Genomic DNA, 23,879 nt, shown 5'->3' with positions numbered 1-23,879 from the left:
CTCCGCTCTCCTCCGCTTATCGACCTTCTTTCATTAGCCTGCGGTTTCTTCCAGCAGCCGCTTCCACACGGCGGGCTCGCTCAACCGCCCTGTTTCGTCGAAGTGCCGGCTCTCGATGAGGTAGCGGTAGCCCTGCTCCGTGAGGAAGAGCTGGCGGTTCCTCGCGAATTCCTGCTCGGTGGTGTCGCGGCTGATGAGCGAGTAGAAGTAGCTCACGTTGCGGTCGCCCTTGGGGCGCAGGATGCGGCCCAGGCGCTGGGCCTCCTCCTGCCGCGAGCCGAAGGTGCCGCTCACCTGGATGGCCACGCTGGCGTCCGGGAGGTCGATGGCGAAGTTGGCCACCTTGCTCACGATGAGCACGCGGAGGTCGCCCTCGCGGAAGCGGCGGAAGAGCACCTCCCGCTCCTTCTCCGGCGTCTGCCCCGTAAGCACCGGCGCGTTCAGGCGCTCGCCGATGATGCGGAGCTGCTCCAGGTACTGGCCGATGACGAGGATGCTGTCGTTGGGGTGCCCGGCCAGGAGCTCGTCCATCACCGCCAGCTTGAGGCTGTTCTCGGACGCGATGCGGAAGCGCTGGCGCTGGTCTGCCACGGCGTATTCCATGCGCTCGTCCGTGGGGAGCGGCACACGGATCTCCAGGCAATGCGCCGTGGCGATGAAGCCGTCCTTCTCCAGCATCTTCCAGGGCACGTCCACGCGCTTGGGGCCGATGAGGCTGAAGACGTCCTCCTCCTTGCCGTCCTCGCGCACCAGGGTGGCCGTGAGGCCCAGGCGCCGCTTGGCCTGCAGCTCCGCCACGGCGCGGAACACCGGTGCCGGGAGCATGTGGACCTCGTCGTAGATCACCAGACCCCAGTTGGCGGCCTCGAAGAGCTTGAAGTGCTCGAAGGGGCCGGTCTTGCTCTTGCGGTAGGTGAGGATCTGGTAGGTGGCAATGGTGACGGGCTTGATCTCCTTGGTGTCGCCCGTGTAGAGGCCCACCTGGTCTTCCGTGAGGCTGGTCTTGTCCAGCAGCTCCTGCTTCCACTGCTTCACGGCGGTGCCGTTGGTGGTGAGCACCAGGGTGTGGGTCTGGAGGCTGCCCATGCAGCCGATGCCGATGACGGTCTTGCCGGCGCCGCAGGGGAGCACCAGCACGCCGGCGCCGCCGTCGGGCCCACCGCCAGCGTGGAAGACGTCCACGGCGGCCTGCTGGTAGTGGCGCAAGCCGAAGGGCTTGCCGTTCTGCTTGGTGATGGGCGACAGCTCGAAGGGCAGCGGGTCGCCGGGCTTGTAGCCGGCCATGTCCTGCACGGGATGGCCCAGGCGGATGAGCTGGAGCTTGGCCTCGCCGCGCATCCCGGTCTGGAGGAAGATGCCCTTCTCGTCCGGGTAGGGCTCCGCCAGCATCCCCTGCAGCGACTTCTGGTTCTCCAGCTCCCAGAAGAGACCCCGGTCGTCCATCTCCAGAGCCAGTCGGTCGCCCTTGGCCACCAGCCGCAGCTTGCCGTAGCGCGTGCCGTGGTCCTCGATCTCCTGCAGCAGGTTCTGGGGCACCGGGTACTTGGACCAGGTGTTCAGCGTCTCGATCATGTCCTGGCAGGCCACGCCGGAGGCGGAGGCGTTCCACAGGCTCAGCGGGGTGATGCGATAGGTGTGGATGTGCTCGGGGCTCTTCACCAGTTCCGCGAACCGCGCCAGTTCGTCTCGCACCTGCTCGAAGGCCGGGTGGGCCACCTCGAGCAGCAGGGTGCGATCGCTCTGGACGATCAGGGGATTGTCGGGACGGAGGGCGATCACGGTGGCGGCAGACCCAAACCTCCAGCCTAGGGGCCCCGGGCGACAGGGTCAACGTGAGGCAGCGGAGAAGACCTTGGCGGCGTTGCCAAAAGCCAACTGGCGCGGGCCTTTGACTGTCGTATAGTTTGGGATCCCCCAGGCCCCCGATCTCGTTTCCACTGCGGCCCCGGGGGTCCTTCCTGGAGACGTCATGAACCACCGGGCGACCAAGTTCCTCGCTCTCCTCTTGTTATCGGCTTCCTTGTCGGGACTCGCCGCCCAGGAGGGGAACCCCGGACAGCGTCGCCTGGACCTGCCCTATCGCCGGAGCCCCCACGCCCTAGGCGGGCACGACCGGGCGGACCTGCGACGGGAATGGAACCTTTTCTGGTTCGGAGGAAAGGCCAGCCCGGCCTACCTGGACTACAAGAACCGGGTCGCCGAGCAGCAAACCCGCCTCTGGGCGCCACGGCGCCTTCAGGGCGCGGGACCGCTCGCCCAGCCTCTCGCCCAGTCGCCCGCCGGCACCCCCCCCGCAGCCCTGGCGACCGGGCCGGCGGGCATCGGGGGCGTCTGGACGAACCTGGGTCCTTTCTCGCAGCTCACCAGCACCACGCCCGACATCGACAGCGGGCGCCCCGTGGCCATCGTGGCCCATCCGACGGCCCCCACCCTCTACCTGGCCACCAGCGGCGGCGGCGTGTTCCGCTGCGACAATGCGGATCCGGCCTCCACCACGGACTGGACCTGGTACTCAGTCACGGACGCCCTCCCCACCAGCAGCAGCGGGGGCAACGTCTCCGTGGGCGCCCTGGCCATGAGCCCGGTGGACCCGAATACCCTCTACATGGGGGCCGGCGATTTCTTCGATGCCGAAGGCCGCGGCTTCTTCAAGACCACGGACGGGGGCGCCACCTGGACCGCCGCCCCCCTGAGCAGCCTCGGCACCGCCACCCGCTCCTACGCCATCCTGCCCCTGGACGCCAGCCGGATCCTCTGGGCGACGAACGCCGGCCTCCGGATCTCCACCGACGGGGGAGCCACCTTCGTCGCGGCCACGGGCGGCCCGGTCACCGGGCAGGTCTGGTCCCTCCAGAAGGTGACGGCTGCCGACCTCCTCTGCTCCGTGGAGGTCACCAGCGGCTCCACCAGCACCGCCAGCATCCACTACTCCACCAATGCCGGCGCCTCCTGGACCGCGGCCACCCTGCCCAGCCTCACCTTCACGCCCGGCCGCATCACCATCCGGGCCGCGGGGGACGGCACGACGGCCTACGCCATCCTGGAAGACACCACCACCAACAGCAGCAGTACGACCGTGGCCCGGGGCGTCCTCAAGAGCATCGACAAGGGCGCGACCTGGACCTGGCTGGCGGCTCCCACCGCGAGCGGCGGCCTCTTCCAGGGCTCGGGCCCCCAGATGGGCAGTGACGGCGGCCAGGGCTGGTACAACCACGGGCTGGCGGTGGATCCCAACAACCCCTCGCGGCTCTTCGTGGGGGCCAACCTCGCCCTCTACCGCTCGACGGACGGCGGCCTGAGCTGGGTCCAGCTGACCCACTGGTTCGGCAGCGGCCATGTCTACGCCCACGCGGACTTCCACGCCACCGCCTGGTCGCCCAGTGGCGCAACGCTCTATGTCGGCAATGACGGGGGTCTGGCCGTGGTGCGGGACCCCTTCCGGGTGACCATCCCCACCGCCTCCTTTGACACATCCTTCCTCGACAACCGGCGCAACAAGGGCCTGGCCTCGCACCTGGTCTACAACGTGGGTTCCACCGCCGCCGCCACCCCCTTGGATTCGAAGTGGCGGATCTCCCTGGGCATGCAGGACAACGGAACCCGCCTGCGCCAGCCGGCCGCGCCCGGCGGCACCCTCACCGGAACGGAAGGGACCTTCGAGGACGAGATCGGCGGCGACGGATTCGCCACCCTCTTCCATCCGACGGACGGCACCCAGGTGCTCGGCAGCATCTACTACACCGACATCTACCGGAGCACCAACGGTGGCGCATCCTTCAGCGAGTCCATCTCGGGCATCACCGAGGCGAACAACAAGGATCTCGCGCCCTTCGCCCCCAAGCTGGCGCCCGGCGACGCGGCCCGGCCGGCGGCGGTCTACACCTCCACCAACGGGAAGGTCTACCTGAGCACCAGCTTCGGAGCCAGCTGGGTCGCCATAGGCACCGGCGGCCTTCCGGCGCCGCTGGACATGTCCTCCACCACCACCAATACTACCAACCCGGAATTGTTCATCCGCAACCTGGCGGCCTCCGCCAGCGATCCGAACACCCTTGGCATCGCGGCCAACCAGTCGCGGGTCTACCTGACGTCCAGCGGCGGCAGCTCCTGGACCAAGGGCGGGGCCCTTCCGGGGAGCGCGTCCTACCTCAGCTGCATCGAGTTCGACCGCACCGCGCCCACGACGGTGTACGTGGGATCGGTGGCCCCCAGCAGCACCGCCAACCACCTGTGGAAGAGCACCAACGGCGGAGGCAGCTGGACGGCCATCGACGGCAGCCCGACCGCCAGCAACGGCTTCCCCTTCGGCATCCCGGTCCACGTGGTGAAGGCCGATCCCCTGGTGGCCAACAAGGTTTACGTGGGCACGGATTTCGGCGTCTACATGACCAGCGATGGGGGCGCCACCTGGAGCCGGTTCGGCAGCAACCTGCCCCTCGTCGCCACCCAGGACCTCTACATCGCTCCGGATGGCAGCTTCCTCCGCGCCGCCACCTTCGGTCGCGGGGTGTGGGAGCTGCAGGCCGCCCAGGTCAGCGTGTCGCTGGACAGGAGCACGGCCACGGTGAACCCCTCCGCCAGCACGACCTTCACCGCCACCGTGACCAACTACGCCACCGACAACAAGGTGAACTGGACCGTGTCCGCCGGGGGCGGCAGCATCAGCCCCGCCCAGACCGCCAGCGGAAGCGCCGCCACCTACACGGCCCCGGCCGCGCCCGGGGTCTACACGGTCACCGCCGCGAGCAGCGAAGTCCCCTCCGCCTCTGCCTCGGCCACCGTGTCGGTCTACAACCCCGCGTCGGTGACCGTATCCGTCTCCCCCGCCACGGCGTCCCTCCTGGCGGGCGGCACGGCCACCTTCTCGGCCACGGTGACGAACGCCCCGAGCCAGGGAGTCAGCTGGTCCGCCAGCGGAGGGACCATCACGGCCGGCGGCGTCTACACGGCCCCAGCCGCTGCCGGGACCTACACCATCACCGCCACCAGCATCTGGCCGGGCACCACGTCCGGGACCGCATCCGTCACGGTGAAGACTCTCGATCTGAACGGCGACGGCGTGGCGGATCTGCGGGACCTGCTCTTCTTCGCCAAGTTCTACGGCACCACCAACCCCACCTGCGACCTGACTGGCGATGGGACGGTGGATGACAAGGACCTCGCAATCCTCCTCGGCGGTCTGTGATGGAGAAGCCCATGATCCCGACGACCAAGCTCCTCTCCGGTTCCGCTGCCTTGGCGCTGATGGCCCTGCTTGCCTGTGGCGGCGGGGGCGGCGGCTCCTCCGCCCCGACCACCGCCAGCAGCCTGGCCTACACGGATCCGACCACCGGCACCTACCTGCTCAAGAAGAACGTGGCCCTCTCCTCGGCCACCCACCTCGTGCTCGACCTGGTGGGGCCCGCCTCCACCACGGGCACCGGCGTCACCGCCACATTCAGTGCCGATGCCACCCGGGTGGCCTGGGCCAATGTGGCCGCCGGCGACCCCGCCAACACCTTCGTCCAGAACGGAACGGCCTTCAGCCTCGGGGCCTCCCCCCAGATTCTCAAGGGCAAAGTCTCTGGCGGGACCCTCCAGGTCACCGCGGCGCAGAAGGGCATCGCCAACCCCGCCTCCCTGAACGCTCCCCTGCTGCGGGTGGCCCTGGACCTCCGGGCCTCCCAGCCCCCGGGAGCCGTCTCCCTCGGCGCCGACAGCGCCAAGTGCCAGATGATCGACGGGACCGGAGCCATCCTGGCCCCCATCACCGTGACCGTGGGGACCCTCGCTGCCCAGTAGATGACTGTGAGGCCCTCGATCTGACTGCGTGTATCATAGGTGCCTCATGCATCAACTTACGCAGTAACCGAATCACCCCACGGTTCTCCCGGACCCAGCCAACCCGAATCCGCGAGGCCTTGGCACCGGAGCCGCCATGGATCTGCTCGCCCGATGCACCTGCTTCCTGACCCTGGCCGTCCTCCTGGCCTGCGGAGGCGGGGGCGGCTCCTCCACCCCGCCGCCCGCGGGACCCTCCATCAGCGGCGTCAATCCCAGCCATGGCAGCCCCGGAACCACGGTGGCTCTCTCCGGAGCCAACCTCCTGGGCGCCACGGCCGTTTCCTTCAACGGCCGCCCGGCGTTCTCCTACCAGGTGGTGAGCGCCGCCGAGATCGATGCGGTGGTGCCCGGCGATGCGACGACCGGAACCATCAGGATCACCACGGCCAACGGCTCGGCCACCTCGCCGGCCTTCACGGTCGACGCGTTCCAGACCCCCGCCATCACCTCGTTCACACCCTCCGGCCTCCAGGCGGGCACCGTGGTGACGCTGACGGGCGCGCACTTCGTGGGCGCCTCCCGGGTCCAGTTCAACGGCCTGGACGCCGCCGCCTTCACCGTCAGCAGCGATAGCCGCATCTGGGCCACCGCACCCTCCGGGCTGACCGCGGGCTTTCTGACGGTGACGACTCCGGGCGGCACCGCCACCTCCGCCACTCCGTACGCCTTGAGCAGCAAGGTCCAGGTGCTCATGAATACAGGCTTCGAGCAGGCCTCCCCCGTCATCTGGAAGGGGGACACCGGCACGATTCAGGGCGCGTCGAGCAGCCAGCCCGAGGTGGTGCCCCACGGCGGCACCCAGTTCTCCTGGCTGGGCGGATACGGGGCCGTGCAATCGGATCGGATCACCCAGGATCTCTATGTTCCGCAGTCGGCTCTGAGCGCCACCGCCACCTTCTACATGAAGATCGTCACAGCCGAGCCGAGTGCGGGCGGGGCCAAGGATTATGTCTTCGTGGAGGCGCTGGATGCCTCGGGCAGCTTCCTGGGAACCCTGCTCACCAAGTCGAACCTGGATGCGTCGGACTACAAGGCCTATACCGTGGACCTGCTCCCCTACAGGGGCCGGATCCTCCGCCTGTCCTTCAAGAGCCAGGAGGATTCCCAGCGGGCCACCAGCTTCCTCCTGGATGACGTCGTGGCCGATATCGAGGCGCCGGGCGCGGATCTCGCCCCCATCATCTCCAGCTTCACGCCCACCTCCGGCGTCCCCGGAGAAGCGACTGTCCAGATCTCGGGCATGAACTTCTTCGGCGTGACGGGCGTATCCATCGGGGGCGCCAGCGTGGTCCCGACGCTCACGGACGGCACGAGCCTGGCCGCCGTGCTGCCGGCCAATGCCGCCGTCGGAAGCGCGCCCATCCTCATGACCAATGCCCAGGGCACGGGCGCCTCCGCCCAGCCTTTCTCGGTGGTCTATGGCGCCCCAACCGTCACCGGCATGAACCCGACCCAAGGCCCGGTCGGGACGCCGGTGGTCATCACGGGCAGCTACCTGGGCTATCCGGGCACCACGCTGACCTTGAGCGGCCAGACCATCCAGCCCACCGGCCTCAGTCCCGCCCAGATCACGTTCACGGTGCCTGCCGGCGCCGCGAGCGGCAACCTCATCATCAGCACCCCGGGCGGGACAGTCACGCGGCCCTTCGCGGTCAACACCGCCAGCACCACCCTCGACCTCCACGTGGAGAACGTGCAGCTCACCCAGAGCACCCAGGACCTGAACGGATCCGTCCCCATCGTGGCCGGCAAGGATGCCCTCATCCGAGTCTTCGTGCTGGCCAACCAGGCCAACACCGCGGCCCCCTCCGTGAAGATCTCGATCATGGACAGCAATGCGGTGGCCGTCCCGGGCTATCCGAAAGTCGTCGCGCCCGCCCGAACCAGCGTCCCCACCACGCTGGATGAATCCAGCCTCACCTCCAGCTGGAACCTGGTCGTTCCCGGGACGGACCTCACCACCACGGGACCCAACGGTGTCTACCTGGTCAGCGCCGAGGTGGATCCCGCCGGAGCCATCCCCGAAGCCGACGAATCCAACAACACGCAGGTGCGCAGCTTCAGCGGGATCGCCGTCCCCATCTTCCGGACCACCATCTTCCCGGTCGCGCTTTCCACCGGCACCGGCAACATCACCGAGGCCAACAAGGCCACGTGGGTCGCCCGGCTGGCCAAGATGTATCCCGTGGCCGGCGTGGACGTCGCCGTGGGCGCCACCTTCACGTCCTCGGTGACCCTCAAGGAGGATGGCACCGGCTGGGATACGCTGCTCAGCGAGCTCACGGCCAAGCACCTGGCCGATGCCGCGATCGACCCCACCGTCAGCGGCCGCTACTACTTCGGCGCCCTGGATGTCACCTACGGATCCGGCACGGCCGGCGTCGGGTGGGTGCCCTACGCCGGCAGCCCCTTCCAGTACCGCACCGCCATCGGGTGGGACAAGACCGGCTACCAGGACGGGGGCAACTTCCCCGAGGTGTTCGCCCACGAGACCGGCCACAACATGGGCCGCCACCACAGCCCCTGCGGCAGCGCCGCCGACGCCGATCCGGACTACCCCTATGCGGGCGGGGCCATCGGCGTCTGGGGCTACGACACCACGGCGGGCCTGCTGAAGTCCCCGACGACCTACAAGGACATCATGGGCTACTGCTCGCCGAACTGGGTCAGCGACTACGTCTACAAGAAGATCCTCGACTTCAGGAGCGGCCCTGGGGGCCTCATCAGGAGCACCGACGAGGATGCCCCGCTTCCCCAGGCCCAGTCCACGGCCCGCGAGTGCCTGATCGTCCGGGGAATCGTCCACGCGGACGGGCAGGTCGATCTCCTCCCGGCCTTCCGCACCCGGTCGCTTCCCACTGCCGCGCCCCGCTCGGGGGACTACGCGCTGGAATGCGTGGACCGGAAGAACCAGACGATCTTCACCACGCCCGTGGAGCTGACCGATCTCGGCTGCTGGCCCAAGGGCCGGGAGCGGCACTTCGTCATGGCGCTTCCGCTCGAAGCGGCCACCCTGGACGCCATCACCGGGTTGCGGATGGTGAAGGAGGGCAGGATCCTCGCCAACCTCCGCGCCACCTCCGCCGAGGCGCCGGCGCCCGAATTCCAGCGCCTGCAGAACGGGAAGATGCAGGTCACCTGGGATGTGTCGGTCCATCCGGCCATCCTGGTCCGGAACGCGGATTCCGGCGAAGTCGTCGCCATCCTCTCGGGAGGCCGCCAGAGCTTCGCGACCCGGTCGAAGCGTTTCGACCTGGTCCTCAGCGATGGCGTGGCGGGGCGGACGCTCCACCTCAAGGCTCCCGAATAGGGCGTCTGCGCTCACGCGGGAAAACCATCCAGCGTGGCGGACATTTTTTCCGCGTGAGCGTGCAAGGGTTCCGTGGGACACTGGAGGATCATCTGTATTCAGGTGTCCATGGCGCTTACCCACTACCAGCTCCTCTCGAACTGCTCGGACGAGCAGCTCAGGACCATCTGTGAGCGACGCCGCCTGCCCATCCCCCTCCGCTGGGAGGATGAGGCCGAGGGCCGCGTGCGGCTGCTCAAGACCATGGTGTTCCATCTGGAGGATCACAAGCGCCTGGCGGACACCCTCGCGGACCTGGACAGCGGGTCCCTGGTGGCCCTCAAGCACCTGGCGGGCGAGGGCGTCATGCCGGCCCCGCCCCTGGTCGAGTCCCTCCACGCCCTCGGGCTGATCCTTCCCGATGGCGAGGACTGGGCCGTGGCCGAGCGCGTGGCCGATGCCCTCGACGACTTCGATGATGGCGCCCTGAACTTTCAGGCGCCGGAGGACGTGAAGCTGCGGCCCGCGGAGCCGTTCCGGTTCTCCCTGGCCCTCACCAGCGTGCTCCTGCGCTGCGTGGCGGGCCTGCGCGTGCTGAAGGGCGGGCTTCCCGCCAAGAAGGAGCTGGGCCAGCTCATGCAGCGCAACGCCATGCTGCACGAAGAGCAGGACGCCACGCTGCTCTTCACCCTGCTGCACCGCCTGGGCCTGCTGTGGAGCCGCGAGGGCCGCGTGGAGACCCTGCTGCCCGCGGTGACGAGCCATCCGCCCCGCTGGGTGGCCGAGCGCGCCTTCGCCAGCCTCCTGGAGCACGACCTCAAGGCCTGGGGCATGCCCCCGGCGGAGGACCGCCACTTCCTCATGCAGCACCTGCTGGAGCGCCGGGGCCAGGCCCTCGCGGTCCAGCCCTTCCTCGCCTTCCTCAAGACCCTCCACCCCCTGGACGAGGAGCGCACCCGCGCGGTGTTCCTGCCCTTCCTGGGGCGCATGGGCATCATCCAGGGCGACGAGGGCTTCGCGCACCTGCGCCTCACAGAGCATGGCGAAGCCCTGGCCCACGAGTACCTGCTGCGCGACCTCAAGGGCACCGCCGCCCACTGGCAGCCGCTGGAGATCGATCAGCCCATGATCCTCCAGCCCACCCTCGAGCTGCTGACGCCCCTGCTCCAGAATCCCCACCGCCTGCTCCAGCTGGCCCAGCTGGCCGACGTCGAGGCCCTGGACGCCATGGGCACCTTCCGCGTGGCCCACGCCACCCTGGTGCGCGCCCTGGATGCCGGCGTGCCCCTGGAGGAGCTGGGCCGCCGCCTGGGCGCCTCCACCCAGACCCTGCCCCAGCCCCTGCTCCAGCTGCTGGAGGATCTCTCCCGCCGCGTGGGCGAGGTGGAGGTGCACCAGGGCGTGCGCCTCGTGCGGGCCCGCACCGCCCATCTGGCGGACGAGCTGAAGCTGCGCCCCGAGCTGGCCCCGCTCAAGCTGGCCTCGCTGTCCGAGACGGTGCTCGAGGTGCGCGGCGACGGCAACGCCCATGCCCTGCTCAAGCAGGCGGGCTTCATGCCCAAGCCCGGCCGCTTCTTGGCCCTGAGCGTAGACGGGGATGAGAAGTTCTACCTCTGGGCCCTGGCCGCCCTGGCCTTCGTGGACGAGAAGGGCATGAACCACCACCTGGAGCCTGTGCAGCAGATGGTGCGCTCGGCCCTGCAGAAGCTCCACGACGAGGACCCGGCCCTCTACCAGGAAGTGCAGCGGCGCATCCCCATGCTGCACCTCGGCGGAGAGGACCAGCTGGCCGAGGAGGTGCAGCGCATCCTCGAATACGCCGCGGGCCATACCCTCATGGTGGAGCTGACCTACCTGCCCCCGGCGGCCCACCGCACGCAGCTTCGGCGGGTCTCGCCCCGCACCATCCAGGAGGACCACCTGCTGGCCTTCTGCCACCTCCACCAGGAGGAGATGGCCTTCCGCCTCACCCGCATCCAGGGCGTGAAGCTCCTCAACGAGCGCGGCTGGACCCCGGCGAATCACAGCCAGGCAGGATAATGGTCTCCGGGGTCCCTCGCGTCGCGAACACCCCCGGACCCCCAAGAGAAGAGCCGGCAACGCCGGCTCTTCTCTTTCCCCATTCCCATCGACTCGGTACTGCGGCTCCGGCTAGGGCTTGCCCTTCACCCGCTGGTAGTCGTCGGCCTGGAACCTCAGGGGCTTCTCCACAGGGATGACCAGGTAGGGCTCGGTCTTCCGCCCCCCCTGCTTCGAGGCCAACTGAAGCTGCTGCTGGACTTCCTCCTTGGCCTGCCGCTCCCGGGCCACCTCGGCGGCGTGGGTGGCGGCCATGCGGGCCATCTCCTGCTCCTGGCGCTGGGCCTGGAGCGCGAGCCCGTCGGCCCGCTGCTTCTGCTGGAAACCCCAGGCGCCCAGGCCGGTCAGGACGGCCAGCAGGGGCAGGGCCGCGGCGGCCAGCAGGCCCCAGGTGGGTCGCTTGCGCTCGGTGCGGCGGCGGCGCTGGGCCTCCCGGCGCAGGTCGCTGGCCAGGGCGGTCAGCTCGGCGGTGGGGGCCGCGGGGGCGCTGGCGACGACGGGCCCAAGGCCCAGAAGGTCGCGGAGTTCCGCCCGCAACTGGACATCCTCGGCAGGTTCGAAACGCCGGGCGGGATCAGACCAGGACATGCACGCCTCCAGAGGGGTTGAGCTGATCTTTGAGTTGGGCCTTGGCCCGGTGGATGCGGGTCTTCACGGTGGCCTCGGGAATGCCGAGGATGTCCGCGATCTCCCGGATGGACAGGCCCTCCACCACGAAGAGCCAGAGGGCCTCGCGGAAGGTGGGAGAAAGCAGGCGCATCCGCTCCCGGACTTCCTGGTTCAGCACCAGGTCGTCCGCGCCGCCGGCCAGGCCGGGCTCGGATACAGCCTCCAGACTGAGATTCTGGTTCTTCATGGGGCGGCGCTCGGTGAGAGACAGGGTGCGGACGGTGCCATACAGGAAGGCGGTGGGATGCTCCACGCGCTCCTCCCGCTGCATGAGGATGACGAAGGCCTCCTGGGCGATGTCCTCGGGAAAGACCGCCCCGTAGCGGCGGGCATAGCTCACCAGCCGGGGATAGAGCTCCGCGAAGGCGCCATGAAAGGCCTCCTCGCTGCCGAACGGGGTTTCCTGGGGGGACTGCTCCATGCGGGGCTCCGACACCCTAGGATGCCCGAACCGGAGGCGAGGTTCCGGACAAGGAGCCTGTCCAAGTAATTGGAAGGCCCCGCGCGCATGGTGCCACGCGAGCGAGGCCAGGAAGGCGAGGTGAGCGTAGCGGGCACTACGCGATCCGAGCATGACGCCGCATCGCGACGCGCGGCGTCATGCGCCCTCCGGGATGGCCCCAGGCGGGCGCCCCGCCGCGTCAGCGCCCTTGATCGATGCCACCACATCGACCCGCGGGCCCTTCCTTGCTGGGCCTCCCGCCTGGGGCCATCGCGGGGCTTTCGAATACTTGGACAGGCTCCTAGGCTGGAAGGGTGACGGACCACCCGCTTCAAGCCTGGCGCGACACCCTGGAGGACCTGGGGGTGATGGGCCTCGTCCGAGAGCCGATGGCCGCCCCGGAGCCGATCCCCGCCACCCAAGTGTCGCGCCCGGCCCCCCACCCGGGGCCTCGCCCTGTCTCCCGCCCGACCCCGCCGCCGGCTGCGGCCTCTCCCCGGCCCGGGGCCCCGTCGGCGACCTCCTCGGCACCTTATGTCCGCCCCACGGACCCCATCGGCTGCCCGCCCCCGGAGGCCGTGGCCACCGCAGCCTCCCTGGCGGACCTGGAGCGGGCCATCCAGGGCTGCCTGGCCTGTCCCCTGGGCCCGGGGCGCCTGAAGTTCGTGTTCGGCGAGGGGGACCCCAAGGCCCGGCTCATGTTCGTGGGCGAGGGCCCAGGCCGGGACGAAGACCTGCAGGGCCGCCCCTTCGTGGGCAAGGCCGGCGAGCTGCTGGACAAGATGATCGGCGCCATCGGGCTGAAGCGCGAGGACGCCTACATCGCCAACGTGGTGAAGTGCCGCCCCCCGGACAACCGCACGCCCGCCCCCGACGAGGCCAGAGCCTGCCTGGGCTACCTGCACCGCCAGATCGAGCTGATCCGGCCCGCCGTGATCGTCACCCTGGGCGCCACGCCCCTGCGTGAGCTGGTGGGCGTCAGCGAGGGCATCACCCGCGTGCGCGGCCAGTGGAAGCGCGTGCGGGTGGGCGACCGAGAGATCCCCGTCATGCCCACCTTCCACCCCGCCTACGTGCTGCGCCAGTACACCCAGGATGTGCGCCGCGCCGTGTGGGAGGACCTCAAGGCGGCGAAGGAGTGGGTGGACAAGGCCGTCGAAGACCAAGGACTGAAGACTGAGGACTGAAGACTGAAGCCTGTCATGTCATGCTAGGCCCAGCTTTCGAGGTCGGCCCATGCGTCTTGTGAACGTGTTCTTCTTCGTGCTCCTGGCCTTCGTGCTCTTCGTGCTGGGCAACCTGTACCTCACGAACCACGACCTGCTGGTGCGCGAAGTGGTCATCTTCGGCGAGGACATCAAGATCCAGAGCGTGATCCTCCTGGCCTTCCTGCTGGGGTTCCTGCTGAACGTGCTCTACACCGGCATCATGGAGCTGGTGCGCCTGATCCGCGGTCTGAGCGAATCGGCCGACACCCGCCTGGTGAAGCGGATCTCGGAGCGCGTGCAGGACGCCCGCGACCTCGTGGCCCACGGCCTGCCGCGTGAGGCGAAGACGATCCTCGAGGGCATCCTGGAGCAGCGCAAGGAACACGTGCCGGCCCGCATGCTGATGGGCGACGTGCTCCTGAAGACGGGCCACCCCGAAGAGGCGGTGACGCTCTTCCGGGCTCTCTGCGAGGAGGATCACGATCTGGTGGAGGCCCGCTACCAGCTGGCCGAGGCCCTGATGGCCGTGCGGAATCCCGAGGCGGCCCTGGGCGTCCTGAAGAAGCTGGCCTCCGACGACCCCAAGAAGGCCCTGCGCGCGCTGCGGCGCATGCGGGCCATCCACATGGACGCCCAGCGCTGGGACGAGGCGGTGGAGACCCACAAGAAGCTGCAGGCGAACTTCCCCGCGGAGCTCACCCAGGGCGAGAAGGCCCAGGGCTCGGCCCTGGCCTACCAGGCCGGCTTGGCCAAGGTCGAGGCGGACCAGTTCAAGGATGCCGCCCAGATCTTCCAGCAGGTCATCAAGGACGAGCCGGACTTCGTGCCCGCCTACCTCAGCCTCGGCCGCTGCATGATCCTCCAGGACCAGGAGGCCCAGGGTCTCGAGATCTGGCTGGAGGGCTTCCGCAAGACCGGCGAGGGCACCTTCCTCCAGGAGATCGAGGACTACTTCATCCAGCTGGGCCGGCCCGAAGACGGCCTGGCCGTCATGCGCAAGGTGGCCGCCACCTCCAAGCACGCCACCACGGCCAAGTTCTTCCTGGGCAAGATGCTCTACCGCCTGGAGATCCTGGACGAGGCCCTGGACCTGTTCCAGGAGGTGCGCAGCCAGGTGGTCTACAGCCCGATCCTGTTCTTCTTCATGGCCAAGATCCACAGCCGGCGCGCACGCCTGGATGCCGCCCTGAACGAGTACCGTCAGCTGCTGCGGAACCTGGGCGTCCTCAAGTTCCGCTTTGAGTGCGCCGTCTGCGGCCACAAGACCCAGGACTACGTGGACCGCTGCGACAGCTGCGGGAGCTGGAACAGCAGCCACTTCCTGTTCAAGGAGAGCGACCTGCCCGAGAACCCGGTCCGAGGAGAATCGGGGAGCTGGATGGCGATGCTGTGACGGGTGGCGAGGGGCGCGGCAGTGCCGCGTTCCGAGCCGGGCACCCGTCCAGCAGAGCATCACACACAGGTTGGCCCCTCGCTCCCATGGTCCGCGCTGCGCCGGAACGGCGCAGCAACATCAAAAAGGGCGCCATCGGCGCCCTTTTTGATGTTATGGCCAACAAATAAAAGATTTACGCATCTATGCAATCGCCTGTCGAATATCGAACAGGAGGCGCTTGAGCTCCAGCTCGGAGAGGTTGAGGGGCACCTGCTGCTTCACCTCCTCCTTGCGGAAGAAGGCGATGCGCTTCACCACCACCTTGTTCTTGCCGAGGCTGATCTCGTTGAACTGGATCTGGGTGTCGTCCTTGTAGGGCGGCAGGCTGCGGAGCTGGATGTACATCCCCCGGCGGTCATGGTCCACGATCTCCAGACGCTCCTTCAGGTAGTCCACCTTCTCGGAGAGCATCTCGGCCTTCGTCTTCAGCTTGGCGAAGCTGAGGCGCTTGGGCGCGTGGCACTCCAGGACCATTTCGCCCAGCTGCACGCCGCCGTCGTCCCGGCGGAGGAACCCCTCCAGGGTGCTGTCCAGCTCCGCATCGGCCTGGCGGAAGGGCACGAAGCCCTGGAATTCGCCGGGCAACACGGATTCGTCGTAGCGTTTGGCCTTGCGGGACAGCTTCATGGCGCACCTCGGAAGGGTGGGATCTTCCGATAGGGCCAGAGGCGTGCCAGAGCGCCGCGATCAGGGCAGGTTTAGCACATCATCTGAATAGGCAGGACTTCCTTTCACCTTCTGCCGAGCCAGACCTGCCCACAGGGCGGCAAATCCGTTCAAATACGTCCAGAAGTGGCCAGCCAATTCATCACATTGATCACTTTTCGACAGAGCCCGCCTTCGGCCACCGCCGCCGGTAGACCATGCGGTCCAGGGCCCGGTGGTAGGGGCTCCAGGACCCGCTGTCCGACTCATCCTGCGTGGCCCGGAGCATCACCTCCAGCTTGCCGTCCAGGTCGTCCAGGTAGTGGACCAGCAGGGCCTCCGGGGTCTTGGGCAGCACGGGGGAGCCGAATTCCAGCCGGCCATGGTGGGAGAGGACGATGTGCAGGATCTGCAGGCGGAGGTCCTCCGGAAATCCGGGGATCTTGCCCACCGCCCGGTTGATCCAGTCGGTTTCCAGGGCGATGTGGCCCAGGAGGTTGCCCGCATCCGTGTAGCCGAAGCTGCGCTGGTAGCTCAATTCCGCCGTCTTGCCCACGTCGTGGAGCAGCACGCCCGCCTGCACCAGGTCCCGGTTCAAGGCCCGGTAGTGGGCGCAGGCGCGATCAGCCATGCCCGCCACGGACAGGGTGTGCTCCAGCAGGCCGCCCAGGAAGACGTGGTGCATGGACTTGGCCGCCGGGGCCTGGGCGAAGGCCGCCCGCAGGTCCGCATCCGCCACGAAGAGGTCCTCCAGCAGGCCGCGGATCCAGGGATCCCCCACGGAGGCGATGAGGGCGTCCAGCTCGGCCAGCATCTCCGGCACGGGGCGGGCGCTGACAGGGAAGAAACGGGAGAAGTCGCCCACCTCCGCGTCCGCGGCGAAGCGCACCTTGTCCAGCTTCATCTGGAGGCGTCCGTTGTAGCTGGTCACGGCGCCCTTCACCCAGAGGAAGGCGTCGGGCTGCACCGCGTCCATGTCGCCTTCGATGGCCCGCACGTCCCAGAGGAAGGCCTTGAGGTCGCCGGAGGCGTCCGAAAGCTTGAGTTCCAGGTACTCGCTGCCCTTGGCGCTCACCTTGTAGGCGGCCTCCTGGGCCAGGAGGAAGCCCTGGAAGGCCGCGCCTTCTTTCAGGCTCCGGAGGATCGGCTGGTCGGACATCGGTTCTCCTTCTGTCCCATCAGGCTCGGGCGGCCGATGCGACAGCGGCTGTCAATGACTGCGCGGTGGCTTGGACGGGGAGGAAAAGGGGTCCTCGTCGCCGTAGCCCAGGTCCAGGGGCAGCCGCTTGTCCTCCAGCACCTCGAAGAGCGACCACTGGTCCGCTTTCTTCACGTTGCCTTCCGGCAGCGATAGCACCCGGACCTTCAGCACGCGGTTGTACAGGGGGAACTCCAGCTCGTCCTGGACCTTGACCTCGTGGCTGGCCTTCCGGGGCACGTTGTTCACGCGCACCATCCCCTCGTCGCAGAGCTGGTTGGCCAGCTCGCGCCGCTTGATGAGCAGGCTCTTCTTGAGGAAGGCGTCGAGGCGCACGGCATCAGCCTTTCAGGATCTGTTCCTTGGGCACCAGGTAGCGGATGTTCGCGCGCATCCGCAGGTTGGCGAGGTACTGCTCGATGGCGTTCTGGGCCTTGGGCTCCTGGAGCTTCTCCAGGATCTTGGCCTTCACTTCCGCGAAGTCCTTGACCGGCGCGTCCTCCAGGGCGATGAGCTGGATGAGGTAGATGTCCTTGTCCGTCTCGATGGGGGCCGAGACCTGCTCGGGTTTGAGCTTCACCGCAGCCTCCTCGATGCTGGCGCGGAGGAAGCCCTTGTTCATCCAGCCCAGGTCGCCCCCGGTGGCCTTGCTGGGGCTCACGGAGTTCTGGCGGGCCAGCTCCTCGAAGGATTTCCCGGCCTTGAGCGCCGCCTGGATCTCCGTCAGCTTCGCGCGGGACGCCGCCAGTTCCTCGGGTGTGGCGCCCTTGGCCAGCACCAGCTCCCGGATGCGGAAGCGGCTGGGGAGGCGGTACTCGTCCTTGTGGTCCTCGTAGTAGGCCCGCAGCTCGTTGTCCTCCACGGCCACCTTCGAGAACACCTCCCGCTGCAGGACGTACTGCTGGGTGGCCTGCTGCTTCTGGCGCTTCATGAACTCGGGGAGGCCGATGCCGAGGCTGGTCTTCAGGGCCCGCTCCAGATCGGCGTCCGTGGCGAAGTTGTTCTCCTTCTTGATGCCGTCGATGCTGGCGCGGACGTAGTCGTCCGTGATGGGCGAGCCCAGCTCGTCGCCCTTGTCCTCCAGCAGGTAGGCGTCGATCATCCCCTGCAGGGTCTTCTCCCGGGCGGTCTGCAGCTTCTCATCCAGCTCCTTGCCGGAGAACTGGCGGTAGAGGGCCGCGTTCTGCTGCTCCACGGCCTGCGTCAGATCGCGGCGGGTGATGATGTGGCTGTTGACGATGACGAGAATCTCCTCGCGCACCTCGGCGGACAGCCCCGCGGGCGCCAGCAGTGCCAGGGCGAGGATGGGATTCAGCGCCTTCAACGGGCACCTCCCTTGGGCGCTTCGCCTTCCTTGGGAGCGGCCTGGGGGGCGACCTTGGGATCCTCGGCCTTCGGCGCCGCCGGCGCCTTGGGCGCGGGGGCCTCCGAGGGCGAAGGCTTGGTCAGCTCGAAGGGGATCTCCTTGCGGAGGCTGTCCATCAGCTCGTTCCAGATGGCGGCCTGCCGCTCCCGCTGGGCGCCCTGCTCGGCCACCTGCTTGGCCTCCTCGAAGGGCACTTCACGGGCCGGCTTGCGGCTTTCCACCTTCACCAGGTGGTAGCCGAACTGGGTTTTCACGGGGGCCCCCACCTTGCCGATGGGCTGGGTGCGGGCGGCGGCGCCGAACTCGGGCACCCAGGTGGAGGGGTCGGCATCCTCGTAGAGGCCGCCGTTCTCCTTGCTGCCCGGGTCGTCGCTGTACTTCTTCGCCAGGGCGTCGAACTTGGCGCCCTTCTTCAGCTCGGCCTGGATCTTGGCGATCTTGGCCTTGGCCGCGGCCTCGCTCAGGCCTTTCTCCTCGCCCTCGCGCTTCACGGACACTAGGATGTGGCGGACGCTGGCCAGCTCGGGTTGCTTGAAGCGGTCCTTGTGCTTCTCGTAGAACGCCTTCACGTCATCGTCGGAGACCGCGAGCTTCTTCTGGAGGGCTTCGCTCTCCTTGGCCAGGTACTCGCGGGCGAGCAGGTCATCCTTGGTGCGCTCCACGGCCTGATGGAAGGCAGGGGTCTGGTCCAGCCCCATGCGCTTGGCCTTCACGGCCAGGAGCTTGCTCTCGGCCATGCGCTTGACGAACTCCTCCTTGCCGCCCTGGATCATGAGGATCTGCATCTGCTCCTGCTGGTTCAGCAGGCGGAAGGCGGCCTGGAAATCGGCCTCGGTGATGGGCTCGCCGCCCACCTTGGCCAGCACCACCTCTTCGGGCTTGGGCGCTGGGGCCTGGGACTTGGGCGCGGGGACCTGGGGTTTCGGGGCAGCGGCCTGGGCCGGGGCCTGGGCTTGAACCGGGGCCGGAGCCGGCGCGGGAGCCTTGGCGGGCTCCTGTGCGACGACACCGAGGGCGATCATGGAGATCAGGGAAGCACGGAGCATGGGATTCCTTGGGTGCCGGAAAGGCGCTAGCGGCGACGTCCGCCGAGAAGGTTCATCAGGGAGATCAGGATGTTGTAGAGGCTCACGAACAGGGCCAGGGCGAACCCGGTGGGATCGCCGAAGTCGCTGGTGCGGAGCATGGCGGAGGTGTCCCAGAGCAGCTTGGCCGAGCAGGCGATGACCGCGACGCCGGAGATGATCAGGCTGAAGGTCTCCAGGTGGAAGATGGCCGCCGCCAGGCTGCCGAAGAACATCACGGCGATGCCGACGATGACGAAGTTCCGCAGGAAGCTGAAGTCCTTCTTGGACACGAAGGCCGTGACCGTCAGGGTGAGGAACACCACGCCCGTGAGGCCGAAGGCCATGAAGACGGGCATGAACCCGGCGCCCTGGGCCAGCGCCAGGGCCACGATGCCCGCGATGACGCCCGAGATGAAGGTGAACAGGACGTAGGCCACCCGATTGAGGGGCTTCCGCCGGCTCACTCGGGAGGCGAACATCAGCGATCCGAACTGGATGCCGAACAGCACCCAGAACCAGAAGCGGCCCGCCACGGAGATCAGCGCGGTCCCCACCAGGGGGGCGCTGAAGGCGCCCAGGGCCGCCACGGCGAACCCGCCCATGAGCCACAAATAGACGCTTCGGACAAAATCGACGCGGGACTGCGCTCCGGTGGAAGCTCCCTGCCACGACTGCTGATAATCCATGCCACGCTCCAAGGGGGACCCATGTGGATCCCCCTCAGATCCTAACATTCCCCCCACCCTTACCCTGCCTCCAAGGACCCCGAGGTTCCGTGATCCCCCCACCCTGGCTGCAACGCCTCCGGCATCAGGCGGATCGGCGCCGTTCCCTGGGCCGCGACCGGGCCATCCGCCCGCCCGCGGGCGTGGACTTCTGCTCCAACGACTACCTGGGGCTGCGGCGGGACCCGCGGTTGGCCGAGGCCGCCGCGTCGGCGGCCCGCGAACACGGGGCCGGCGCGGGAGGCGCGCGCCTCCTCCGGGGCACCACCCCCCTCCATGACGAGCTGGAGGCGGCCCTCGCCGCCTGGAAGGGCGCGGAGGCCTGCCTGCTCTTCAACACCGGCTTCCAGGCCAACGCCACGCTCATCCCCGCCCTGGCCGGCACCGGCGATGCCGTCTTCTCCGACGCCCTCAACCACGCCTCGCTGGTGGACGGCTGCCGCCTGGCCCGGGCCGGAGGCGCCTTCCTGGGCATCTACAGGCACTTGGACCTGGAGGACCTCGCGCGGCAGCTCGAGCTCTGGCGGGCCTCGGCCCCGGGGGGCGCCCTGGCCCTGGTGGCGACGGACGCAGTATTCAGCATGGATGGCGACGCGGCGGACCTGCCGGGCCTGCTGGCTCTGTGCGACCGCCACGGCGCCCTGCTCCTGGTCGACGAGGCCCACGCCACGGGCCTCCTCGGCGCGGACGGCGCCGGCCTGGCCCAGCACCAGAGCGTCCACGGCCGCGTGCCGCTGGTCATGGGCACCCTCGGCAAGGCCCTGGGGTCCTTCGGGGCTTTCATCTGCTGCGACGGCCTGATGCGCGAGCATCTGGTCAACACGGCCCGGGGTTTCATCTTCTCCACGGCCCTGCCGCCGCCCGTCGTCGGCGCGGCCCTGGCAGGCGTGCGCCTCGCTCTGGCGGAGCCCTGGCGACGCGAGCGGGCCCAGGCCCACGCCACCCTTCTCCGACGGGCCCTGGGGCAGGCCCAGGCGCCTTCGGCCATCGTCCCGGTGCCCGTGGGCCCTGATGCGGAAGCGGTGCGCCTGGCCGGCCGCCTCCAGGCCCGGGGCTTCGATGTGCGGGCCGTGCGCCCTCCCACGGTGCCGGAGGGCTCGGCGCGCCTGCGGATCACCACCGGCGCCCACCTGGAGGACTCGCAGATCCTGGCCCTCGCGGAGGCCCTGGCCTTGGAGGCTTCGGGGACCTGACGGCCCGCGAAGCCCGGCGGGGGTCAGCCTCCCAGGGCCATCTGCATGGCCTGCATCAGGCCCGCGCGCTGGAAGGGCTTCTGCACGAAGGCGACGAGGCCCTTGCCCAGGAACTCCTGGACGGCCTCCTGCTCGTTGTAGCCGCTCATCAGCACCACCCGACAGGTGGCGTCGAGGGCCCGCAGCCTACGGAAGGTCTCGACCCCGTTCATGTGCGGCATGGTGAGGTCCAGGAGCACCGCCTTGATCTGGCGGCCTTCGGCCCTGAACCGGTCCAGGCCCTCCTGGCCATCCCTGGCCTCGACGACGTCGAATCCCATGGACCGCAGGAGGGCACCCGCCACGCTCCGCACGCTCTCTTCGTCATCGACCACCAGGATGGTCCCGGACCCGCTCCAGTTCGCGGTGACGTCCTCTCGGGTCGGGCCCGACTCCATCTCCAGCCCCGCCGGGAAGATCAGCTTGAACGTGGTCCCCTTGCCGACCTCGCTGTAGACGCGGATGCCGCCCTTGTGGCCGCGGACGATGCCCTGCATGGCCGACAGCCCCAGGCCCCGGCCCGTGAACTTGGTGGTGAAGAAGGGCTCGAAGATGCGAGCCTGCACATCCGGACTCATCCCCTGTCCCGTGTCCGAGACTTCCAGCGTGATGAAAGTGCCGGGCGCGATGGCCTGCCCGGGGAAGTCCCTGGCCAGCTCCTCCTCCGAGTAGGCCTGCGTCCCCGTGCGGATCGAGACGATGCCCTCCCCGTCGCCGATGGCCTCTGAGGCGTTGGTGACGAGGTTCATGACCACCTGCTGGATCTGGGAGGTCTCGGCCATGAGGGCCGGAAGGTCCGGCTGGAGCTGGAACCGAAGTGCCACCTTCTTGGAGATGGAGACTCCCAGCAGGTGGGACATCTCCTCCACGGCCTGGTTCAGGTCCAGGGGTTCGACCAGGAATCGGCCCCTGCCGGAGTAGGCCAGCATCTGCCGCGTGAGGCCGGTGGCGCGGTGGACCGACTTCTCCAGGTTCTCCAGGTAGGGCCGCGCGGGGGACAGGGGCGGCGTGCACATCTGGGCGAGGCTGATGTTTCCCAGGATGGCCGTGAGCAGGTTGTTGAAGTCGTGGGCGATGCCCCCCGCGAGCACGCCGAGGCTCTCCAGCTTCTGGCTCTGGAGCTGCGCCTGCTCGGCCCGGCGGCGCTCCGTGATGTCCGTGATGATGCCCAGCACGCTCACCACGCGCTTGTCCTCGTCCATCACGGGATTGCCGGTGACGATGGTCCAGACCTCCTCGCCATCCTTCCTCCGGAACCGGAAGTCGTGCTGGGCGCTGATCCCGTTCCTCCGCTGCGCCATGTTGCGATCCGAGGTTTCGCGATCCTCCTCGAACATGAAGTCGGACAGGGGCCGGCCGATCATCTCCTCCGGGGCGTAGCCCAGGATCTGGGCCATGCGCCGGTTGACGAAGGTGGTCCTCCCCTCCGGATCCAGCACCCACATGCCCTCCCCCATTACCTCCACCAGGTGTCGGAACCGCGCTTCGCTCTCCCTCAGCGCCTGGGCGTCCCGCCGGTGGCTCTCCGTCTCCTGCGCCAGCTCGCGCGTCCGGGCCTCCACCTGGGTCCGGACCTTCACCTGGCCCGCCAGCAGGGCGCGGACATAACCCGAGAGGACCAGGCTAAAGACGAGTCCCCCGGCCAGGATGCCCCAGGCCCGCCATCCGGCGGCCAGGTCGTAGTAGCCCGGGGCCGGCGTCACCACCACCTGCCACCGCCGTCCGGCGAGGTCGAACCCGAGGGCGTACCGAAGCCGGGAGGGGCTCCCCTGGCCTAACGCTGGCAGGGGCGAGGGTTCCCGATGCAGCAGGCCTTCCGACGGCGGCGCGCTGTCGTCCAGCAGGAGCAACTCCATCCCCCGGGGCTTCAGGATGGCGATGGACTTCTGGACCAGGTCCCCCGCCCTCAGGACGCACTGGACCACGCCCAGCGGGCGGCCGCGCCGATCCCTCACTGCGGCCATGGCCAGGATCCCGGCCTGCTCGCCCTTCTCCTGGATGAGGCGGATCCCGCCGCTGGCGGAGACATCCCCGGTGCGTAGCGCGCGGAGCAATGCCTCCTGGCGGGTGGCCAGATGCTCTGCCGCATAGCCCAGGGTCACTTCGTTCCCCGGGTAGGGCGCCACGAACTGGATGGCGAAGAAGCGGTGGTCCTGGCGCAAGGGGACGTTCCGGCCGCTCCCGTCCTTCCCGAAGAAGCGGAACTGCGGCTGGAAGCGCCTGCCCTCGGCCTCCAGGGCGCGACGGTTCTCCGGGCCCACCTCCGGCAGCCACTGGAAGGCCTGGATGTAGGGGTGCATGGCGAGGGTGGGCGCCGTGAAGGCATCGAAGTCGGCCCGGCTCACGTCGTCGCTGGACTCGAAATAGCTCCGCAGCACGAGGACGTCCTCGAACCCATGGCGGAGCCCCTGGGCCACGCTCTCGGCGCGGTCCCGGGCCGCCTCGCGGAACTGCGCCTCCACCTGGCGGTGGTAGGCATCCCGGGACACGAAATACCCCACCAGGCTGAGCATCACCCCGACCACCAGCACCAGCGCGGCGCGGACTCGGCCCGGGGCGGCTGGACTGGGCATGGGGTCGGCCACGGACACCTCGATTGATGTAGGCTCGGATCTGGACCTGGGATCGGAATTATCCTGGCACGAACCCACCGGATCCGGGAGGCTCAACTGGCGGCCCATCGGCCCAGCCCCCTGGATGC

The 23,879-nt window shown here is 68.7% G+C and carries 17 protein-coding genes; 7 read left to right on the top strand and 10 right to left on the bottom strand.

Annotation, left to right across the window (positions count from 1 at the left end; genetic code table 11):
• Positions 1-33 precede the first annotated feature (33 nt).
• The gene (locus ML539_RS10180; RefSeq protein WP_243319056.1) at positions 34-1,779 is read right to left on the bottom strand and encodes a DNA repair helicase XPB; all 1,746 of its coding nucleotides are present in this window, start codon (positions 1,777-1,779) and stop codon (positions 34-36) included.
• Positions 1,780-1,969: 190 nt separating this feature from the next.
• Here ML539_RS10180 and ML539_RS10175 point away from each other — a divergent pair, with 190 nt between their 5' ends.
• The 4 genes from ML539_RS10175 (at position 1,970) to ML539_RS10160 (ending at position 11,152) form a co-directional block, all read left to right on the top strand.
• Positions 1,970-5,185 (top strand): hypothetical protein, encoded by a 3,216-nt coding sequence (locus ML539_RS10175; protein WP_243323249.1) that lies wholly within the window; start codon positions 1,970-1,972, stop codon positions 5,183-5,185.
• A gap of 11 nt (positions 5,186-5,196) precedes the next feature.
• Entirely contained in the window at positions 5,197-5,781 is a 585-nt protein-coding gene (locus ML539_RS15525) for a hypothetical protein (protein WP_279341602.1), read from the top strand.
• Between the two features lie 136 nt (positions 5,782-5,917).
• The gene (locus ML539_RS10165) at positions 5,918-9,133 is read left to right on the top strand and encodes an IPT/TIG domain-containing protein (protein WP_243323247.1); all 3,216 of its coding nucleotides are present in this window, start codon (positions 5,918-5,920) and stop codon (positions 9,131-9,133) included.
• 108 nt (positions 9,134-9,241) lie between these two features.
• Complete coding sequence (locus tag ML539_RS10160) at positions 9,242-11,152, top strand: helicase-associated domain-containing protein (RefSeq protein ID WP_243323627.1); 1,911 nt, start codon at positions 9,242-9,244, stop codon at positions 11,150-11,152.
• 111 nt (positions 11,153-11,263) lie between these two features.
• Here the strand turns inward: ML539_RS10160 and ML539_RS10155 are convergent, their stop codons facing one another.
• Positions 11,264-11,779 carry a hypothetical protein gene (locus tag ML539_RS10155; RefSeq protein WP_243323245.1) on the bottom strand — a complete coding sequence of 172 codons (516 nt, stop codon included), beginning with the start codon at positions 11,777-11,779 and terminating at the stop codon, positions 11,264-11,266.
• The gene (locus ML539_RS10150) at positions 11,766-12,281 is read right to left on the bottom strand and encodes a sigma-70 family RNA polymerase sigma factor (protein ID WP_243287041.1); all 516 of its coding nucleotides are present in this window, start codon (positions 12,279-12,281) and stop codon (positions 11,766-11,768) included. The genes ML539_RS10155 and ML539_RS10150 overlap by 14 nt, the downstream gene beginning before the upstream one ends.
• A 335-nt stretch (positions 12,282-12,616) precedes the next feature.
• Between ML539_RS10150 and ML539_RS10145 the strand changes: the two genes are divergently transcribed.
• Entirely contained in the window at positions 12,617-13,489 is an 873-nt protein-coding gene (locus ML539_RS10145) for a uracil-DNA glycosylase (protein WP_347710754.1), read from the top strand.
• Positions 13,490-13,538: 49 nt separating this feature from the next.
• Complete coding sequence (locus ML539_RS10140) at positions 13,539-14,903, top strand: tetratricopeptide repeat protein (protein ID WP_243323242.1); 1,365 nt, start codon at positions 13,539-13,541, stop codon at positions 14,901-14,903.
• Between the two features lie 183 nt (positions 14,904-15,086).
• Here the strand turns inward: ML539_RS10140 and ML539_RS10135 are convergent, their stop codons facing one another.
• The 6 genes from ML539_RS10135 to ML539_RS10110 form a co-directional block, all read right to left on the bottom strand.
• Positions 15,087-15,572: a hypothetical protein gene (locus ML539_RS10135; RefSeq protein WP_243323240.1), complete on the bottom strand. Its 486-nt coding sequence runs from the start codon at positions 15,570-15,572 to the stop codon at positions 15,087-15,089.
• Between the two features lie 190 nt (positions 15,573-15,762).
• Positions 15,763-16,749 carry an HD domain-containing protein gene (locus tag ML539_RS10130; protein WP_243323238.1) on the bottom strand — a complete coding sequence of 329 codons (987 nt, stop codon included), beginning with the start codon at positions 16,747-16,749 and terminating at the stop codon, positions 15,763-15,765.
• 51 nt (positions 16,750-16,800) lie between these two features.
• Positions 16,801-17,124, bottom strand: coding sequence for an RNA-binding S4 domain-containing protein (locus ML539_RS10125; protein ID WP_243294742.1), 324 nt, complete (start codon positions 17,122-17,124; stop codon positions 16,801-16,803).
• A 4-nt stretch (positions 17,125-17,128) separates the two neighbouring features.
• Positions 17,129-18,112: a peptidylprolyl isomerase gene (locus ML539_RS10120; protein WP_243323229.1), complete on the bottom strand. Its 984-nt coding sequence runs from the start codon at positions 18,110-18,112 to the stop codon at positions 17,129-17,131.
• The gene (locus tag ML539_RS10115) at positions 18,109-19,200 is read right to left on the bottom strand and encodes a peptidylprolyl isomerase (RefSeq protein WP_243323226.1); all 1,092 of its coding nucleotides are present in this window, start codon (positions 19,198-19,200) and stop codon (positions 18,109-18,111) included. Before ML539_RS10115 ends, ML539_RS10120 begins: the two co-directional genes overlap by 4 nt.
• Before the next feature lie 26 nt (positions 19,201-19,226).
• Entirely contained in the window at positions 19,227-19,907 is a 681-nt protein-coding gene (locus ML539_RS10110) for a Bax inhibitor-1 family protein (RefSeq protein ID WP_279341601.1), read from the bottom strand.
• 89 nt (positions 19,908-19,996) lie between these two features.
• Here ML539_RS10110 and ML539_RS10105 point away from each other — a divergent pair, with 89 nt between their 5' ends.
• Positions 19,997-21,139: an 8-amino-7-oxononanoate synthase gene (locus ML539_RS10105; protein ID WP_243323198.1), complete on the top strand. Its 1,143-nt coding sequence runs from the start codon at positions 19,997-19,999 to the stop codon at positions 21,137-21,139.
• Between the two features lie 23 nt (positions 21,140-21,162).
• Here the strand turns inward: ML539_RS10105 and ML539_RS10100 are convergent, their stop codons facing one another.
• On the bottom strand, positions 21,163-23,763 hold the full coding sequence (locus ML539_RS10100) for a PAS domain S-box protein (RefSeq protein WP_243323195.1): 2,601 nt from the start codon (positions 23,761-23,763) through the stop codon (positions 21,163-21,165).
• Positions 23,764-23,879 lie beyond the last annotated feature (116 nt).

The organism is Geothrix sp. SG200 (assembly GCF_022808935.1).
GTDB classification, from domain to species: Bacteria; Acidobacteriota; Holophagae; order Holophagales; family Holophagaceae; genus Geothrix; species Geothrix alkalitolerans.
The sequence above is the reverse complement of the archived record's forward strand: the minus strand, read 5'-3'. Positions and strand labels throughout refer to the sequence as shown.

What these genes read in the sequence shown, in the direction of transcription:
- ML539_RS10160 (WP_243323627.1), top strand. Translation starts at nt 9,242, where the DNA reads ATGGCGCTTACCCACTACCAGCTCCTCTCGAACTGCTCGGACGAGCAG.
- ML539_RS10155 (WP_243323245.1), bottom strand. Translation starts at nt 11,779, where the DNA reads ATGTCCTGGTCTGATCCCGCCCGGCGTTTCGAACCTGCCGAGGATGTC.
- ML539_RS10175 (WP_243323249.1), top strand. Translation starts at nt 1,970, where the DNA reads ATGAACCACCGGGCGACCAAGTTCCTCGCTCTCCTCTTGTTATCGGCT.
- ML539_RS15525 (WP_279341602.1), top strand. Translation starts at nt 5,197, where the DNA reads ATGATCCCGACGACCAAGCTCCTCTCCGGTTCCGCTGCCTTGGCGCTG.
- ML539_RS10110 (WP_279341601.1), bottom strand. Translation starts at nt 19,907, where the DNA reads ATGGATTATCAGCAGTCGTGGCAGGGAGCTTCCACCGGAGCGCAGTCC.
- ML539_RS10130 (WP_243323238.1), bottom strand. Translation starts at nt 16,749, where the DNA reads ATGTCCGACCAGCCGATCCTCCGGAGCCTGAAAGAAGGCGCGGCCTTC.
- ML539_RS10140 (WP_243323242.1), top strand. Translation starts at nt 13,539, where the DNA reads ATGCGTCTTGTGAACGTGTTCTTCTTCGTGCTCCTGGCCTTCGTGCTC.
- ML539_RS10150 (WP_243287041.1), bottom strand. Translation starts at nt 12,281, where the DNA reads ATGGAGCAGTCCCCCCAGGAAACCCCGTTCGGCAGCGAGGAGGCCTTT.
- ML539_RS10135 (WP_243323240.1), bottom strand. Translation starts at nt 15,572, where the DNA reads ATGAAGCTGTCCCGCAAGGCCAAACGCTACGACGAATCCGTGTTGCCC.
- ML539_RS10165 (WP_243323247.1), top strand. Translation starts at nt 5,918, where the DNA reads ATGGATCTGCTCGCCCGATGCACCTGCTTCCTGACCCTGGCCGTCCTC.
- ML539_RS10115 (WP_243323226.1), bottom strand. Translation starts at nt 19,200, where the DNA reads ATGCTCCGTGCTTCCCTGATCTCCATGATCGCCCTCGGTGTCGTCGCA.